The organism is Nocardioides sp. YJ-D4, assembly GCF_054031495.1.
The window spans coordinates 3,011,529-3,028,017 of the sequence record NZ_CM132932.1; the positions used below are offsets into that span (position 1 = coordinate 3,011,529).

The following is a 16,489-nucleotide window of genomic DNA, read 5'->3' on the forward strand; positions in this document are numbered from 1 at the left end:
TGTCAATATTGACATATGACTGATCCCGGGGTGACCGCTTCCAACCTCGGCTTCGCGATCCTCGGGCTGCTGGCACGGCGGCCGAGCACCGGCTACGAGGTCGCGCAGCGGATGCGCCAGCCGATCGGCTACTTCTGGACCGCCCGCCACTCCCAGATCTACCCGGAGCTGAACCGCCTCGACGCCGCCGGCCTGGTCGACCACGAGGTCATCGAAGGAGCCGGCCCCAGGCCGACGAAGCGCTACCGGATCACCGAGACCGGCCGGGCCGCCCTGGCTGCCTGGGTCGTCGGCGACCTCGAGCCCCAGCCGGTCCGTGACCTGGAGGTTCTCCGGCTGTGGTCCATCTGGACCGTCGAGCCCGACACCGCCACCGAGCTGGTCGGTCGGCTCGAGGCGGCCCATCAGTGCGTACTCGACCGCTACCTCGAGGAGCTGGCCGAGATCGCCGACCGCCCCGGCGTCCGCGACCCCTCGAACCCGCTGTTCGCCACGCGGATCACCCTCGAAGGAGGCATCCGGTCACGGCGTACGGCACTGGAGTGGTGCGCCTGGATGCGCGCGGAGTTCGCGGCCGCCGAGCGACGCGGATAGCCGGGGGTCCTGCGTCAGCCCAGACCGGCGGCTTCGGCGGCGATCGTGGTGTCGTCGCCGTGCCCGGTGTGGACGACCGTGTCTCCCGGAAGCGTGAACAGCTTGGCCCGGATCGACGACTCGATGGTGGGCCGGTCGCTGAACGAGCGCCCGGTCGCCCCGGGACCACCCTGGAACAGGGTGTCGCCAGTGAAGACGCACCCCAGCGACGGCACCGACAGACAGACCGCCCCGGGCGCGTGACCCGGCGTGTGCAGGACGGTCACCGAGGTGTCGCCGATCTCGATGACCTGGCCGTCGGACAGGTCCGCGTCCCACAGCTCATCCGAGTGGGTGAGCTCCCACAGCGGCCGGTCGTCGGGATGCAGCAGGATCGGAGCCCGGACAGCCTCTCGCAGCGCCGGCGCCACGCGTACGTGGTCATCGTGGGCGTGCGTGCAGACGATCGCCTTGACGCGGCGACCGTCCACCACGGCCAGGATGTCCTCGACCGAATGAGGGGCGTCGATGACCAGGCACTCCTCGTCGTCACCGATCACCCACAGGTTGTTGTCGACCTGGTGGGTCTCGCCGTCGAGGCTGAACGTGCCGCTCGTGACGGCGTGGTCGACGCGTACGGTCATCAGAGCACCACCACCGAGCGCAGCACTTCGCCACGGTGCATCTTCTCGAAGGCGGCCTCGATGTCACCGATCCCGATCTCCTCGCTCACGAAGGCGTCCAGGTCGAGCCGCCCCTGGCGATAGAGGTCGACCAGCATCGGGAAGTCGCGGCTGGGGAGGCAGTCGCCGTACCAGCTGGACTTGAGGGCGCCACCGCGTCCGAAGACGTCGATGAGCGGGATCTCGGGCACCGTCATGTCGGGCGTGGGCACACCGACGAGCACGACGGTGCCGGCCAGGTCGCGGGCGTAGAAAGCCTGCTTCCAGGTCTCCGGGCGCCCGACCGCCTCGACGACGATGTCGGCGCCTTCGGCACCTTCGTACGTCTCCGAGCAGATCCGTCGGATCTCCTCGACCGGGTCGGTCTGCGAGGAGTCCACGGTGTGCGTCGCGCCCATGGCCGCGGCGCGCTCCAGCTTCTTCGCGTCGATGTCGACGGCGATGATCGGGCTCGACCCGGCCAGGGCCGCACCGGCGATCGCCGCTACTCCGACACCGCCGCACCCGATGACCGCCACCGACCTGCCGCGGGTCGCGCCGCCGGTGTTGATAGCGGCACCGATACCGGCCATCACGCCACAGCCGAGCAGTCCGACAGCGGCAGGCCGGGCCTCCGGGTCGACCTTCGTGCACTGACCCGCCGCGACCAGCGTCTTCTCCGCGAAGGCGCCGATGCCCAGCGCGGGCGAGAGCTCCGTGCCGTCCTCGAGCGTCATCTTCTGGGTGGCGTTGAACGTGGCGAAGCAGTACTGGGGCTCACCGCGCTTGCATGCCCGGCAGCTGCCGCAGACCGCGCGCCAGTTGAGCACCACGAAGTCGCCCGGTGCCACGTCGGTCACGTCCGGACCCACCGTCTCGACGATCCCGGCGGCCTCGTGACCCAGGAGGAACGGGAACTCGTCGTTGATCCCGCCCTCGCGGTAGTGCAGGTCGGTGTGGCACACCCCGCACGACTGGATCTTCACCACCGCCTCGCCCGGTCCCGGGTCCGGGACGTTGATCGTGACGAGCTCGACGGGCGCGCCCTTGGCACGGGCGACGACGGCCTTGACCTGCTGCATGTCTCTCCTCTCGAGGCGCCGGAGGCATCCGGTCGCTCGGGCTCCATCCTGGGGGTTCGTGATATATCTCGGCAAGAACCGATCTCGGCGCCGGCGTTTTCCCGGGTCAGGAGCCCGGCCCGAGCCCGTCGGCCGGCTCGAACTTCTCGCGGTGGATGAGCCGGGGCGCCAGCCGGCGCCGCTTGAACGCCTTGACCCCGGCCTCGACCAGCGCCGGCGAGCCGCACAGCCACCCGGACCAGCCGCGGGCGCTGGCGACGTCCTCGACGAAGGCGTCGGGCGCGTAGCCGGTGCGGTGACCGGGTCGCGCCTCCCGGGAGAGCACGGTCACGAAGCTGAAGCTCGGGTACCTCTCGGCCAGCTCCGCGAGCCGGTCGTTGTCGTAGAGGTCCGCCTCGGTGCGTACGCCGTGGTAGAGCACCATCACCCGGTCGGGGTGGCGTTCGAGCGCGGTGCGGGCGATGCCCAGCAGGGGCGCCAGCCCGGTGCCGCCACCGATGAGCACCATCGGCTCGCCCTCGTCCTGGTCCGCGTCCGGGACGTGGAAGTCGCCCAACGGGCCGCGTACCTCGACCCGGTCGCCGACGGCCACCGGCCCGAAGAGCCAGTCGCTGGCCACGCCGCCGGGGATGCGACGTACGTGGAGCTCGAGGACCTTGTCCTCCTGGGCGGTGTTGGCGAGCGAGTACTGGCGCCGCACGGCGGTGCCGGGGACGAGCACCTCGACGTACTGTCCCGCCGAGAACGCAAGCGGCTCCTCCAGACCGAGCCGGACCCGCCGGGTGTCGCGGGCGACGTCCTCGACGTCGACGACGGTGGCGGTGAGGTCACGGAGCGGATGGGTGGCGCGGCCCGCCTCCGTGCCGCGCAGCGCGACCTCGGTGTCCTCGAGCGGCCGGGCCTGGCACGCCAGCACCAGACCGCTCGCGCGCTCGTCCGCGGTCAGCGTCTCGAGCGGCGAGTCGCGGTGGTCGACGTCGCCGCACAGCACCTGCAGCTTGCAGGTGCCGCAGGTGCCCTGGTTGCAGGAGTTCGGCATCCACACGCCGGCGCGGAGGAACGCCTCCAGGATCGACTGGTCCTCGGCGCACTCGACGCGGCGGCCGGAGACACTGATCGCGGCGGACATCGCTCAGACCTCCCAGGTGCAGTGCAGGCTGGTCGGGCCGCGGAATCCCCAGCCCCAGAACTCGACGCCCTCACCGGTGTCGCGCTCCAGGTTCGGGATCGCCTCGAAGAGCTCCTCGAGCCCGATCCGCATCACCTGGTTGGCGTAGTAGATGCCGGCGCACGCGTGGTTCCCGGCACCGAAGGCGAGGTGCGGCAGCGGCGGCCGGTGCAGGTCGTACGCCGTCGGCGCATCGTATTTCCCGGAGTCGTGGTTCGCGGAGCCGTAGGAGAGGATCACCGGGGTCCCGGCGGGCAGGTCGACGCCGGCGATGGTGACCGGCTTGGTGCTGATCCGCGCGGTCGCCGACCAGATCGGGGAGGTCCAGCGCATGCCCTCGGAGATGGCCCGCGGCAGCAGCGACGGGTCGTCGACGACCTCCTCCAGCTGCTCGGGGCGGCTGAAGAGCCCCACCAGCGTCGAGGCCATCCCGTGGCCGGGCTCCTGCATCGCGCCCAGCAGGTAGACGTAGATGGTGGGGTAGATGTACGCGCGATCGCGGGTCTTTCCCGGCGGCATGCCGTCGTGGAGCCAGTGGGAGATCGCGGTGTTCTCGGGGTGCTCGATCCACCGGTCGATCAGCGGGTCGACGACCGCCTGGATCTCGGCCCTGGCCTCGTCACCGGGCGTGAACCCGTCGGGGTTGGTGAACTCCCCGTTCTCGTCGACCGCGGCGTTGGTGAACGAGACGCTCAGCTTGTGGAACCACTCGCGGAGCTTGTCGGAGGAGACGGACTGCAGCCCGAGCAGGTCGCCGAGCGAGCGCACGGAGACCGGCTCGCAGTACTCCGCGACCAGCTCGGCGCGGCCGCGGTCCTCGAACTGCTCGACGTAGTTCCGGGCGATCGGGCGGACCATGTCGTCCACCCAGCTGTCGACCTCTGCCGGCTGGAGCTGGGGCTCGACCATGCCGCGCAGGTCGGCGTGGATGTCGCCGTTGACGCCGATGATCGCCGGGTGCCCGAACGTACGTCCGCCTGCCGGGGTGATCACCGCCTCGAAGTCGGGGCTGGTGGCGACCTCGCGGCAGATCTCCGCGGTGGAGGCGACATAGGAGCCGAGGACCGGGACGAAGGCGAGCGGCGCCTCGCGGCGAAGGCGCTCATAGGTCGGGTAGGGGTTCCGCTCCAGCTCGGTCATCGTCACGTCGTCGAGCCAGGAGAGGTCCTGCTTGCCGGGTTGCTGCGTGGTCGTCATGGGTGCTCCTCGGGAGGGTCGGAGGTTCCGAACAGGACTCGAAAGTAGGTCGGTCCCGACGCACCGGCGACACGGATTGCGCGGGTACGGCACCCTGAGCGCGGCCGATTTGTGACGCTCGTCTCAGGTACGCTCAGCGGCATGTCCGGTCGTATGCGAGCCGCTCCCAGGGACTGGGGGCAGGCCTCGCGCGTCGTGGCCCAGGCGTACTTCCCGCACGAGCTCCGGCCGGTCGGCGGCGCGCACGAGCCGCGGCTCACGCTGCGTACGCTCGATCTCGGGCCGGTCCTGATCGGCCACGTCGGCTGGGGCGCCGACGTCGCGATCGAGTGCGACTACCCGAGCGCGTACGAGGTGAACATGCCGATCACCGGCCACCTGGCGAGCCGCGGCCGGTTCGGGGAGATCACCTCGGTGGTCGGCCAGGGCACCGTCTTCCGGGCCGATACCCCGTCCCTGATCAGCCACTGGGACGCGACCTGCACCGTGCTCGGCGTGAAGTTCGACAGCGACTGGCTGGAGGTCGAGACCGAGCGGATCCTGGGCACCGACCGCGTCAACACCCGCGCCATCCTCCCGGAGCAGCTGTCGCTGGAACGCGGCCGCGGTCGCGCCTGGCACCACCTGATCACCAGCCTGGCCGCCAACCTGCACGACCCGGACCTCTTCGCCGACAGCGAGCTCGTACGCCGCCAGCTCGCCGGCGCGGTCGCCGCCGGTCTGATGGAGATGTGCTGCCCCGACGGCGGTGTCACCGCGGCTGCGCAGCCGAGGACGATCCGCCGCGTGGTCGAGGCCCTCCACGACGACCCGGCCCGGGCCTGGACCGCCGCCGACATGGCCACCCTCGCCGGCACCAGCGTCCGCCGCCTGCAGGAGGGCTTTCAGCAGTGGCTGGGTTGCGCACCCTCCCGCTACCTCCTCGACATCAGGCTCCAGCGCGCCCACGCCGACCTCACCACCGACCCCGCCCTCAGCGTCGGCGACGTCGCGGCGCGCTGGGGCTTCTCCTCCGCGAGCCGCTTCGCCGCCGCACACCGACGGAAGTACGGCACTGCCCCGTCGGCCGCCCGCCGCTGACGGGTCTAGCTGCTCGCCGGCACCACGAGGAACCGCTCCAGCAGGCGGCGCTCGGCTTCTTCGTCGTCGCCGGGTTCGGTGAGGAACGACAGGATGATGCGCAGGACCCAGTCGGCAAGATCGGGGTCAGCGTCGCCGGAGGCGAGGTAGCCCTCGGCGGTCCCGCGGATGATCGGGGAGTCGCGGAGGACCTCGCGGAGGAGAGTGCTGTCACCGGCGTACCAGGCGGCGAGGTGGGGGCGCTCGCGCACGGCGGCGAGGCAGGCGACGACGGCCTCGACCACGCGACTGCGGGAGTCGGTCACCTCGGCCGCGACCTCCCCGACCTGCTTGGTGATGAGCCGCGCTTCGCGGTGGGCGAAGGCGTAGATCAGCGCCTGCCGGTTCTCGAAGTAGCGATACAGGGTCGCGCGCGAGCAGCCGGCCGCGCGGGCGACCTCGTCCATGCCCGGCTTGTCGACGCCCCGCTCCACGAAGAGCGCGCCCGCGGCGTCGAGGATCCGCTCGGCGGCGAGCTCGGTCCGCTCCGCCTCGAGCCAGCTCACGCCGTCACCTCGACGTGAAGGCTGACGGGCCTGCGTACGTAGCTCCCCGGCGCCCATCGCAGCGAGTCGTGGTCGACGGTGAAGGACGGCATCCGGGTGAGTATCTCGGTGAGCGTCACCCGGCCCATCATCCGGGCGGCCGCCGCGCCCAGGCAGTGATGCGCGCCCTGAGCGAAGGTCAGGATCTGCCGGGGCCGGCGGGTGACGTCGAGCTCCTCGGCGTCGGCGCCGAAGGCGCGCGGATCCCGGTTCGCTGCGGCGTAGCAGAGCAGGACCTTCTTGCCCGCGGGAATGGTGACGTCGTGGAGAGTGACGTCGCGGGTGGTGGTCCGGGCGAGCCCCTGCACGGGCGAGGTGAGCCGCAGCAGCTCCTCGACGGCGGCCGGGACGTCCTGCAGAGCGAGCTCGCGCTGGTCGGGGCGCTCCGCCAGCAGCGGGAGGCCACCACCCAGCAGCCCGGTCGTCGTGTCGTTGCCGCCCGCGACCATCGTGAAGGCGAACGCGAGCACCCGCAGCAGGCCGGCATCGTCGTCGGCCTGCCCGGCGGCGACGAGATGGGAGACCGTGTCGTCGCCGGGCTCCCGCCGGCGCCGCTCGATGAGCTCGGCGAAGTAGCCCATCAGCTCGGCGGCGGCACCGGCTCCGATGCTCTCGTCCTGAGCAGCGTTGGCCGTCACGATCGCGTCGGTCCACACGTCGAAGCGACCCCAGTCCACCTCGGGGACGCCGAGGTAGTGGGCCACCACCATGCTCGGCAGCGGCTTGAACAGCTCCGCGACGATGTCGCCGCCGCCCGCTGCCCTGAGCTGTTCGACCCGGTCGACGACGAACTGCGTGACCCGGGGAGTCACGTCCTCGACCTGCTTCGGGGTGAACCCGCGGTTCACCAGCTTCCGGAACGCCGTGTGCGCCGGCGGATCGGTCATCACCATCGGCGGGTTGTCGGCCAGCCCGATCCGGTCGAGCTCGTCATGAGCGGTCGTCAGCCCTCCGGTGGAGCTGTACGTCTCGTGGTCGCGCACCGCCGCGTAGACGTCGTCGTGCCTGGTCAGGACCCAGTAGTCACCCCGGTCGACGTGATGGACCGGGTCGTGCTCGCGCAGCTCGGCGTACATCGGCCACGGGTCCGCCCAGGACGCGCCGGTCGGAGGGACGTACGCGGCGACCCTGTGAGACATATCGCTTGACATGTCTCACAGAATCAACACGCACGACCAGTTTGTCAATGGGTCGGCCCGGCGAGGGCGACGCCATGACGCTCGGTGACTGACATGATCGCGGCCATCGAGTCCGCGGCCGGCTGGTCGGCGGGAACGGAGCTGGCGAAGTCGGCGAAGAACCGGCCGGCGCCGTCGCCGGTGGTGATCGCGAGGAACCGGGCGGAGTCGCCGACCACCTCGAAGGTGAGGGGCGTCCCCGCAGGGCAGACGACCATCCCGTGCGGTTCCACGTGGTAGGCCGTGCCGTCGACGTACGCGGTGACGCGACCCTCGAGCAGGTACAGCACCCCGCTCCACGGCGAGACGTGTGGCGGCGCCATCGGCGCGGCGGGGGCGACGACCTCGAAGACCTCGAACGCACCCTGGGCGTCCTTCACGGCCACCTTCGCGATGTGGTCGCCGTCGATCATCGGAATGTGCCGGCCCTCGTCGGGCCGTACGTAGGTGGTGCTCATGACTCCTCCTCCGGTTGGGTGCGTTCAGCATCCGCCGCTGGAGCCGGGGTGGTGCGAGTAGTGCGCTACTCGACTCCGAGAGGGTCGGCCAGCCCGGCTCGTTCGGAGACGCCGAGCTTGTGGCCCGCCCGGTAGAGGTGGCCTTCGACGGTGCGCACCGACAGAGTGAGTCGCGCGGCGATGTCCTTGTTCGACAACCCGCGGGCGGCCAGGGCGGCGATCTCGCGCTCGCGGGCCGTCAGCGGCAGCGGCCGGGCCGCGACCACCAGAGCCGGGGTACGGGCACCCGACCGCTCGGCCAGCTTCGCCGCGGTGGCCGCCGCGGTCAGGGCCGACCCCTGCCGCCCCGCGCGGCGGTGCACGTCAGCCGCCTGCGCGGCGGCGTCGCCCGCGGCGACGAGGTCACCGAGCCGGGCCCACGCATGCGCCACCTGGAGCAGCGCGTCGCCGTCCTCGTCGGCCCAGGCCCGAGCATGGGCCAGGGCTGTGTCGGCGCGAGGGACGAGTCCGGCCAGCGGGGCGAGCCGGCGAGCCGGCGCCACGGTCGTGTCGCCGAGCTGGACCGCGGTCTGCCAGGCGAGGACCTCGTACGCCGGCGAACCCGCCTCGCGAGCGAGATCCGCCGCGGCGACCGCGTGGCCGATCGCCTCCGTCGTCCATCCCGCAGCCGCGGCACCCCACGCCTGTGCCAGGCGATCGTCAGGCAGATAGAGCCGGTACGCCGGATGGTGCCCGGCAGCCACGTCGGCCAGCAGCGGCGCGGCGTTCTCCGGTTGGCCGGCCTGCGCCAATGCGGTCGCCAGCAACGTACGACACCGGAACCGGAACTCGTGGCCGGAGCCCTCCAGGGCGGCCCAGGCCTCGCGCAGCGAGAGGAGGGCGTCGAGCAGGCGGCCCTCGGCCAGGGCCGCGTGACCTGCGACGACGAGCCCCATGAGCCTGGCCGGCCCAGGGAGGTCGGCCGAGGCGGCCCGCATCCTCCGGGCCAGGTCCGCGCCCCGGTCCGGTGTGCCGGCGAGACGGTGCCCGAGCACCTGGAAGTCGGCGAGCCCGAAGCCGGGGATGACGGTCGGCACCCGGTCTGCGGTCAACCCACCCACGATCGCGGCCTCGTCGAGGAGCTCACGGTCACCGGTGACGGCGGCTGCCGCGGACGCGGCGGTGGCCACGAGGATGCCGGCCAGATCGTCGGGAAGCTCGCTCCGCAGCAGCTGCGGCGCCCGGGCGAGCGCGCCCGAGATCTCGCCGTCCACCAGATCCAGGACGAGCGACATGGCGGCGACGTGCGCCGGGGCTGCCCCGGTGGCCTCGGCCGCGGCCAGCGCTTGATGGGCCTCGTCGGGCCGGGCCATCGTGAAGAGCAGGTTGCCGGTGCGGTGCAGCTGCACCATGGCGAGCAGCCCCGGGTCGGACGCGGTGGCGACGATGTCCTCGTGGATCGCCTCGGCCTCCTCGCCGCGGCTGAGCCAGGAGAGCGCCGCCCCGTGCACGACCCTCGCGGCGATGTCGCCGGTGTCAGCGGCCGCGCGCGCCAGCCGCTCGGCCAGCGGCAGGTCGTACATCCGGGTCGCGGCCTCGGCGGCCCGCAGGAACAGCGCCGGCTCCGGTGGCAGGTCGGAGTCGAGGGTCAGTACGGCGCGGGGGATCGGGTCCGGCTCGGGGTCCAGGGTGAGCGCCACCCGGCCGCGGAGGCGGCGGGCACGCAGCGTGCCCATCGCGGTGCGGCGTACCTCGCCGTAGAGGGGGTGCGCCAGCCGGGCGACCACTCCGTCGGTACGCACCAGCCCACGCTCCTCCGCCTCCTCGAGGTCGGCAGCCGAGGTCAGCGCGGACAGAGTCGCGACCGCCACCGGCTCGGCCAGGGCGACCACGTCGACGACGTCCCGCACTCCGGCCGCGAGGTCCCCGATCTCCCGCTCCAGGAGACCGGCGAGCTCCGGCGAGATCGCCGGCTCGCTGGTCCACCGCCAGATCCCGGACGCCGCGGTGAACCTCCCTGTCGCCACCTCGCCGGCAAGCAGGTGCCGCAGGAACAGCGGGCTGCCCTCGGTCATCGTCCACAGCCGGTGCGCGGAGTCCGTGTCGACCGGACCGCCGAGCACCCGGGCGATCAGCCGGGTGCTCTCCTCGGCGTCCAACGGCGCCAGCTCCAGGCGCGGGAGGTGCTCGTCCTTCCACAGCGAGGTCACGATGTCGGGCGCGGGCTCCCCGGTGCGGAGCGTGATCAGCACCGGAGCCATCCGCCGGGCCACCACCCGATGGACCACGATCGCGGAGTGCTCGTCGAGCAGATGAGCGTCGTCGACGGTGAGCACGAGCGGCAGCTGCCGGGTGATCTGGTCGAGCGCCCTGCTGATGGTCTCGGCCGCCTCGCCGAGCGGGAGGTCGAGCAGACCGGCGAACGCACCGAGCGGGAACTGCCGGGCGGCCGTGCTCCCTTGGGCGAAGACGACCGATCCGCTGTGACCGGCAGCGGCCGCCAACGCCTCGCGGGCGAGCCGGGTCTTCCCCACCCCCGCCCGACCCGCAACGATGACGCCCGCCGCACCGGGCCGGATCGCCGCCGCCACCCTGCGCAGCTCCTCGTCCCGGCCGGTCAGCGGCCACGGCCGCTCCATGGCGTCAGGCTAGCGACCCGGTTCCGCGGGCGCATCACTCAAAAGGTGGCTGCGCTCAGGACCTAGAACGGCTCGATCGCGAAGCGTCCCCATGCGATGAAGACCATCGCCGCCAAGAACAGCAGGTCACCGGCCAGCTCCTTGTACTCGTTGCGCCGCACCCGCTCGGTGACCGCGCCGGCCATGTAGAGCGCCATGCACGACGCCGCGACCGGCACCAGGACCGGCGCGACGTCGAGCAGGCCCGGAAGGATCAGACCGAGGCCGCCCAGCGTCTCGACGGCGCCCATGAACTTCACCTTGCCGGGCGTGAAGTCCTCCGGCCAGTGGGTCTTGGCCGTGTACTTCTCGTACGGCATCGTCAGCTTGACGATTCCGCCGGTGACATAGGCGATGCCGAATACGCCGGCGACGATCCAGAGGGCAATGTTCATGATGTCTCCCTGTGTTCAGGTGATTCCCGATGTTCACCCCCTCCGACGGGACACACGGTGCGTCTGTGACATCGCTACTGACGTGCCATCGCGATCCTGAACCGCTCGTCCGGGTCGATGTAGTGGTCATGTACGTCGTCACCGAGGTCGATCTGGACCCACGCGATCTTGCCGGTGAACCGGCTCGTCCGGCTGGTGTAGTCCGAGGAGACCGTCGTACCGGACTCGTAGCCGATGTCGGTGGTCTCGTCGGCCGAGAAGACCATCGGCTGGGTCATCGCCACCCGACCCGCCCCGACCGGCTTGCCGTCGTCGTAGAGCGTGACGTCGCCGCCCTTGGCGAGGCCGCCGCCGTCGTACGCGAACTCGACCCGGACCTGGCGGGTTCCCGCCGCGAGCAGGGATTCGGAGACGACGGGGAACTGCTGGATGCCGAGCACGTTGTAGACGAACTTGAGCCGACCGTCGCGGGCGAAGAACGTCCAGCCGCCGAACCTGCCGCCCTGGGCGATGATCACGCCCTCGGCACCGGTGTCGGGGATCGTCACCTCGGCGGTGACGGAGAAGGACTTGTTCTTGATGCTGACCACGCTGTTCTCCGAGAGCCGGCCCATGCCGGGGAAGAAGAGCTGGGTGTTGCCGCGGACGAGCGTCGGCCTGCCGGCCATCGTGGGCTCGAGCCGCTCGCTGGTGCGGTCGTCCATCGGCAGGACTCCGTACTTCACGGCCTCGATCAACCAGAGCCGCTGCAGTGCGGCGAGCTTTTCGGGATGCTCCGCCGAGAGGTCCCTCGCCTGGCTGAAGTCCGCGTTGCCGTCGTAGAGCTCCCATACGTCGTCGTCGAACGCCGGCAGCTCTCCGCCGACCATCACCCACGGGGTGCGGTGCTTGGTGACCGCGCTCCAGCCCTTGTGGTAGACCCCGCGGTTGGCGAACATCTCGAAGTACTGCAGGTCGTGCCGCTCCGGCTCGTTCGCGCCGCGGAAGGTGTAGAGCATGCTCGTCCCTTCCATCGGCGACTGCTGGACGCCGTTGACCATGGCCGGTTCGGGTAGCCCTGCCGCTTCGAGGACGGTCGGCGCCAGGTCGATCACGTGGGTGAACTGGGATCGCACCGAGCCCGGGTCGTCGATCCCGTTCGGCCAGTGCACGATGGTGCCGTTGCGGGTGCCGCCCCAGTGCGACGCGATCTGCTTGGTCCACTGCAGCGGCGAGTTCATCGCCCACGCCCAGCCGACCGCGTAGTGGCTGTAGGAGCTGGGTGAGCCGAACTCGTCCATCTTCGACCGCATGAACTCCGGAGTCTCCAGCGCGGCCATGCCGTTGAAGTTGGCCATCTCGTTGAAGGCTCCGTTGACGGTGCCCTCGGCGGAGGCGCCGTTGTCGCCGATGATGTAGTAGACGATGGTGTTGTCGAGCACGCCGAGGTCGGCGATGGTGTCGATCACCCGGCCGACGTGGTGGTCGGTGTGCTCGAGGAAGCCGGCGTACACCTCCATCTGACGGGCGAGCACGGGCTTGAGCTCGTCCGGCATGTCGTCCCACGCCGGGATCTCGTCGTGGCGGGCGGTCAGCTCGGCGTCCGCGGGGATGACGCCGAGCTCCTTCTGCCGCACGAAGGTGCGCTCGCGGTGGACGTCCCAGCCGTCGTCGAACTTGCCGGCATACTTGTCGATCCACTCCTGGGGGACGTGGTGGGGAGCGTGGGTCGCGCCCGGCGCGAAGTACGCGAAGAAGGGCCGGTCGGGCATCAGCGCCTTCTGCTGGCGGATCCACGCGCACGCGTGGTCGGCCAGGTCCTCGGTGAGGTGGTACCCCTCCTCGGCCGTCGCCGGCGGCTCGATCGCGGTGGTGCCTTCGTAGAGCGCGGGGTCCCACTGGTTGTTCTCGCCACCGATGAAGCCGTAGAACGTCTCGAACCCGCCCCCGGCCGAGGGCCAGGCGTCGAAGGGGCCGAGCGGCGAGGTCTGCCAGACCGGGACCTCGTGGCACTTCCCGAACTGTGCCGTCGAGTACCCGTTCAGCTTGAGCGTCATCGCGAGCGGGGCCTTGGTGTTGGGCCGCAGCGAGCTGTTGCCGGGCGCCGAGGTCGCCGTCTCGGTGATGCTGCCCATGCCGACGGAGTGGTGGTTCCGCCCGGTCAGCAGAGCCTGTCGCGTCGGGGCGCACAGCGCCGTCGTGTGGAACCGGTTGTAGCGCAGACCGTTGCCCGCCAGCCGCTCGGCGACCGGAGTGGCGCAGGGCCCTCCGAAGGCGCTGGACGCCCCGAAGCCGACGTCGTCGAGGAGTACGACCAGTACGTTGGGCGCTCCGTCCGGCGGGAGCAGCGGCTCGATCGGTGGGTAGGCGGTGTCGGGATCCTTGGCGTCGTACGTCGTGTGCCCCGAGGCAGGACGGTCCGGAATCGGCAACATGGTCCGGGCGTGAAGGTCGGGACGGTTCGGCATCGCGGGTGCTCCAGTCATCGGTGAGGTGTTCACCGAGCGTCGCAACCGACTGCGCACGCCGCGTCACCCTTACCGGGTGAACACCCGCGTTCTTCAGGGATGGCTCTGAAATGCACGAAGCCCCAGGTCATCCCTGGGGCTTCGGTGGTGGTGCGCGAGGGGGGAGTTGAACCCCCACGTCCTTTCGGACACACGGACCTGAACCGTGCGCGTCTGCCTATTCCGCCACTCGCGCGTGCAGCAGAGGAAACGTTAGCCCACGGGCGTCCACCGACCCAAAACGACGGCACCCCGGTCGCCTTGACGCTGGTGGTCACCCGATCGTGGGAGGATCGAAACCACGCAGAATGCGGGAAGTGGCAGATCCCCTAGGGTGCACCGATACGATCGGGCCGAATCCCGGGGACCACTGTGCCCGTACGCGACTGACCACCCACCCCGACCGGCCCACCCCCGGCACCTGAGAGGAGCGCAACAACGTGAGCGGCCTGCAGAAGTTCGAGCAGAAGTTGGAGCAGCTCATCTCAGGCGCTTTCGCGAAGGCGTTCCGGTCCGAGGTGAAGTCGGTGGAGATCGTCGCCGCGCTCCAGCGCGAGATCGACAACAACGCCCAGGTGCTCAGCCGCCAGCGGCGCCTGGTCCCCAACGACTTCTTCGTGGAGCTGTCCTCCAGCGATCTGGGCAAGCTGGAGTCGTACGGCCCCCACCTCAAGGAAGAGCTGAAGCGCCAGCTGATGGACCACGCCGAGGCGCAGGGGTTCGTCTTCCCGGGCCGCGTGAGCATCGAGTTCGGCGAGGCGAAGGACCTGACGATCGGCCGGTTCCGGGTGCGCAGCCGCGCCCAGGCCGCCGTCTCCGGCGCCGACATGAGCGACACCCAGGTCAGCCGCGCGCAGGCCTACCTGGAGATCAACGGCACCCGGCACCCGCTCCACGGCAACCTCGTCGTGGGCCGGGGCACCGACGCCGACCTGCGCATCAACGACCCCGGCATCAGCCGCCGCCACATCGAGTTCCGCTCGAAGCAGGCCGGCGACCGTGTACGCGTCGAGGTCTATGACCTCGGCTCGACCAACGGCATGCTGGTCAACGGGCAGAAGATGGCGAGTGCCACCTTGGACGACGGCTCTCAGGTGCGCATCGGCACCACCGTCATCACCGCGCATATCGTGGAGGAGCGCCGTTGAGCGAGCTGACCCTTTTCCTCATCCGGGTCGCCTATCTGGCGATCCTGTGGATCTTCGTGCTGGCCGCGTTATCGGTGATCCGCTCCGACATGTTCGGCGCGCGGGTCACCAACGCCTCCGCCGGCGGCCAGCCCGCGGCCCCGCCGGCTCGCGGCAAGGCTGCCGCTGCGCGCGCACCGCGGCGCGGCGTACCCACGCATGTCGCCGTCACCACCGGCTCCAACGCCGGTGTGACCGTGCCTCTCTCGCAGGCACCCATCGTCATCGGCCGCGGCAGCGATGCCGCGATCATCCTCGATGACGACTACGCCTCCACCCGCCACGCCCGGATCGCCGTCTCCGGCGACCAGTGGTTCGTGGAGGACCTCGGATCGACCAATGGCACCTACATCGGGTCCGTCCGGATCAATCAGCCGACCGCCATCTCTCTCGGGACCCAGGTGCGGATCGGTAAAACAATCCTGGAGCTGCGCAAGTGACCGCTGCGACCGACCCCACCCCCGACCCCGCACCCAGCCCCGGCTCTGCCGACGGACGACCCTTCCGCCTCGAGTTCGCGGCGGTCTCGGACGTCGGCCGGGTGCGCAAGGACAACCAGGACAGCGGGTACGCCGGACCTTGGCTGCTGACCGTCTGCGACGGTGTCGGCGGCGCTGCCCGCGGTGACATCGCCTCCAGCACGGCCGTCCAGCAGCTGCGCAAGCTCGACGAGGAGCCGGCCCTCGGGCTGGTCGACGACGACCTGATCGGCCTGGTCTCCCACGCGCTGCACATGGCCCACGACGAGATCGGCCACCTGGTCGACCACGACCCGACGCTCAACGGCACCAGCACGACCTCGACCGTCGGCCTCTTCGACGGCTCCAAGCTGACCGTCGGCCACGTGGGCGACAGCCGCGCCTATCTCCTCCGCAACGGCGCGATCCACCAGGTCACCCACGACCACACCTTCGTGCAGACGCTTCTCGACGAGGGGAGGATCACGGAGGAGGAGGCCAAGACCCACCCCCACCGCAACCTGATCCTCAAGGCCCTCGACGGCACCCGGGAGCTCGAGCCCGACCTGTTCATCGTCGACCTCGTCGCCGGCGACCGGCTGATGTTCTGCAGCGACGGTGTCTGCGGCTACGTCGACGACCCGCGGATCGCCGACATCCTGGCCACCGGCACGCCCGAGTACGCAGCCGTCGAGCTGGTCCGGGTCTCCCTCGACTCCGGCAGCACCGACAACGTGACCTGCGTGGTCGCCGACGTTGTGCCGAGCGACACGATCCCGTCCCCGGGCCTCGAGGCCCAGATGGTGGGCGCGGCGGCCGAGCTCAAGCGGAAGACCACCAAGACCGGCCAGATGACCGCCCTGTTCCGCGGTCACCGGATGGGCGACACCGGCGAGCTGGACCCGATCGACGAGGAGATCCCGGACGGCGCGATCGCCGCCGACCCGGAGGAGATACGCTACGCGCTCCAGGCGCCGGCCAAGTATCTGAAGCTGCGCTGGGCCTTCGGGCTGCTGACCCTTCTCGGTGTCGTCTGGATCGCCGTTGCGACCGCGTTCGTCTGGTCGCAGAACCAGTGGTACATCGGCGAGCAGGACGGCAATGTCACGATCTTCCGTGGCGTACCCACCACGATGATCGGCCTCGATCTCTCCGAGCCCTACCAGACCTCCAACCTGAAGGTCGCCGACCTGGCCGAGACCTACCAGAACCAGCTCGAGGACGGGATCCACAGCAAGGACCTCGCCGGCGCCCAGGAGAAGGTGCAGTCTCTCGCGGACCAGAGCGCCGCAGACGCGGGAAGCGGGTCATGAGCGGTTTCACA

Annotated in this window: 15 protein-coding genes and 1 tRNA gene; 5 read left to right on the plus strand and 11 right to left on the minus strand. The window is 70.7% G+C overall.

The annotated features are described in order from the left end of the window. Positions 1–15: 15 nt before the first annotated feature. Entirely contained in the window at positions 16–594 is a 579-nt protein-coding gene (locus tag ACW14X_RS14275; protein WP_457166002.1) for a PadR family transcriptional regulator, read from the plus strand. Positions 595–608: 14 nt separating this feature from the next. Here the strand turns inward: ACW14X_RS14275 and ACW14X_RS14280 are convergent, their stop codons facing one another. The 4 genes from ACW14X_RS14280 to ACW14X_RS14295 all read right to left on the minus strand — a co-directional run bounded on the left by ACW14X_RS14280 (position 609) and on the right by ACW14X_RS14295 (position 4,682). After that, positions 609–1,217, minus strand: a complete 609-nt coding sequence (locus ACW14X_RS14280; RefSeq protein WP_457166003.1) for an MBL fold metallo-hydrolase — start codon at positions 1,215–1,217, stop codon at positions 609–611. Beyond that, positions 1,217–2,317 carry an S-(hydroxymethyl)mycothiol dehydrogenase gene (locus tag ACW14X_RS14285; protein ID WP_457166004.1) on the minus strand — a complete coding sequence of 367 codons (1,101 nt, stop codon included), beginning with the start codon at positions 2,315–2,317 and terminating at the stop codon, positions 1,217–1,219. The genes ACW14X_RS14280 and ACW14X_RS14285 overlap by 1 nt, the downstream gene beginning before the upstream one ends. A 106-nt stretch (positions 2,318–2,423) precedes the next feature. Further along, complete coding sequence (locus ACW14X_RS14290) at positions 2,424–3,446, minus strand: FAD-binding oxidoreductase (RefSeq protein WP_457166005.1); 1,023 nt, start codon at positions 3,444–3,446, stop codon at positions 2,424–2,426. A 3-nt stretch (positions 3,447–3,449) separates the two neighbouring features. Continuing rightward, positions 3,450–4,682 carry a cytochrome P450 gene (locus ACW14X_RS14295; protein ID WP_457166006.1) on the minus strand — a complete coding sequence of 411 codons (1,233 nt, stop codon included), beginning with the start codon at positions 4,680–4,682 and terminating at the stop codon, positions 3,450–3,452. 141 nt (positions 4,683–4,823) lie between these two features. Between ACW14X_RS14295 and ACW14X_RS14300 the strand changes: the two genes are divergently transcribed. Beyond that, complete coding sequence (locus tag ACW14X_RS14300) at positions 4,824–5,762, plus strand: AraC family transcriptional regulator (RefSeq protein WP_457166007.1); 939 nt, start codon at positions 4,824–4,826, stop codon at positions 5,760–5,762. Between the two features lie 5 nt (positions 5,763–5,767). Here ACW14X_RS14300 and ACW14X_RS14305 read toward each other — a convergent pair whose 3' ends face one another. The 7 genes from ACW14X_RS14305 to ACW14X_RS14335 form a co-directional block, all read right to left on the minus strand. Further along, positions 5,768–6,307: a TetR/AcrR family transcriptional regulator gene (locus tag ACW14X_RS14305; protein WP_457166008.1), complete on the minus strand. Its 540-nt coding sequence runs from the start codon at positions 6,305–6,307 to the stop codon at positions 5,768–5,770. Further along, positions 6,304–7,497, minus strand: a complete 1,194-nt coding sequence (locus ACW14X_RS14310; RefSeq protein ID WP_457166009.1) for a cytochrome P450 — start codon at positions 7,495–7,497, stop codon at positions 6,304–6,306. The genes ACW14X_RS14305 and ACW14X_RS14310 overlap by 4 nt, the downstream gene beginning before the upstream one ends. Before the next feature lie 32 nt (positions 7,498–7,529). Then, positions 7,530–7,982, minus strand: a complete 453-nt coding sequence (locus ACW14X_RS14315; RefSeq protein WP_457166010.1) for a cupin domain-containing protein — start codon at positions 7,980–7,982, stop codon at positions 7,530–7,532. Positions 7,983–8,047: 65 nt separating this feature from the next. Continuing rightward, positions 8,048–10,600: a LuxR C-terminal-related transcriptional regulator gene (locus ACW14X_RS14320; protein ID WP_457166011.1), complete on the minus strand. Its 2,553-nt coding sequence runs from the start codon at positions 10,598–10,600 to the stop codon at positions 8,048–8,050. Between the two features lie 62 nt (positions 10,601–10,662). Beyond that, positions 10,663–11,034: a DoxX family protein gene (locus ACW14X_RS14325; RefSeq protein WP_457166012.1), complete on the minus strand. Its 372-nt coding sequence runs from the start codon at positions 11,032–11,034 to the stop codon at positions 10,663–10,665. A 74-nt stretch (positions 11,035–11,108) separates the two neighbouring features. Next, entirely contained in the window at positions 11,109–13,448 is a 2,340-nt protein-coding gene (locus ACW14X_RS14330) for a sulfatase-like hydrolase/transferase (protein ID WP_457166013.1), read from the minus strand. 181 nt (positions 13,449–13,629) lie between these two features. After that, positions 13,630–13,716, minus strand: a tRNA-Leu gene (locus ACW14X_RS14335). 244 nt (positions 13,717–13,960) lie between these two features. Here ACW14X_RS14335 and ACW14X_RS14340 point away from each other — a divergent pair. Genes ACW14X_RS14340 through ACW14X_RS14350 form a run of 3 tightly spaced genes read left to right on the plus strand, consistent with a single transcriptional unit; the run spans position 13,961 to position 16,478 of the window. Then, complete coding sequence (locus ACW14X_RS14340; protein ID WP_160026076.1) at positions 13,961–14,668, plus strand: FhaA domain-containing protein; 708 nt, start codon at positions 13,961–13,963, stop codon at positions 14,666–14,668. Next, on the plus strand, positions 14,665–15,147 hold the full coding sequence (locus tag ACW14X_RS14345; RefSeq protein ID WP_141802030.1) for an FHA domain-containing protein FhaB/FipA: 483 nt from the start codon (positions 14,665–14,667) through the stop codon (positions 15,145–15,147). Before ACW14X_RS14340 ends, ACW14X_RS14345 begins: the two co-directional genes overlap by 4 nt. Beyond that, positions 15,144–16,478: a PP2C family protein-serine/threonine phosphatase gene (locus tag ACW14X_RS14350; RefSeq protein ID WP_457166014.1), complete on the plus strand. Its 1,335-nt coding sequence runs from the start codon at positions 15,144–15,146 to the stop codon at positions 16,476–16,478. Before ACW14X_RS14345 ends, ACW14X_RS14350 begins: the two co-directional genes overlap by 4 nt. The last annotated feature ends 11 nt before the right edge of the window (positions 16,479–16,489 follow it).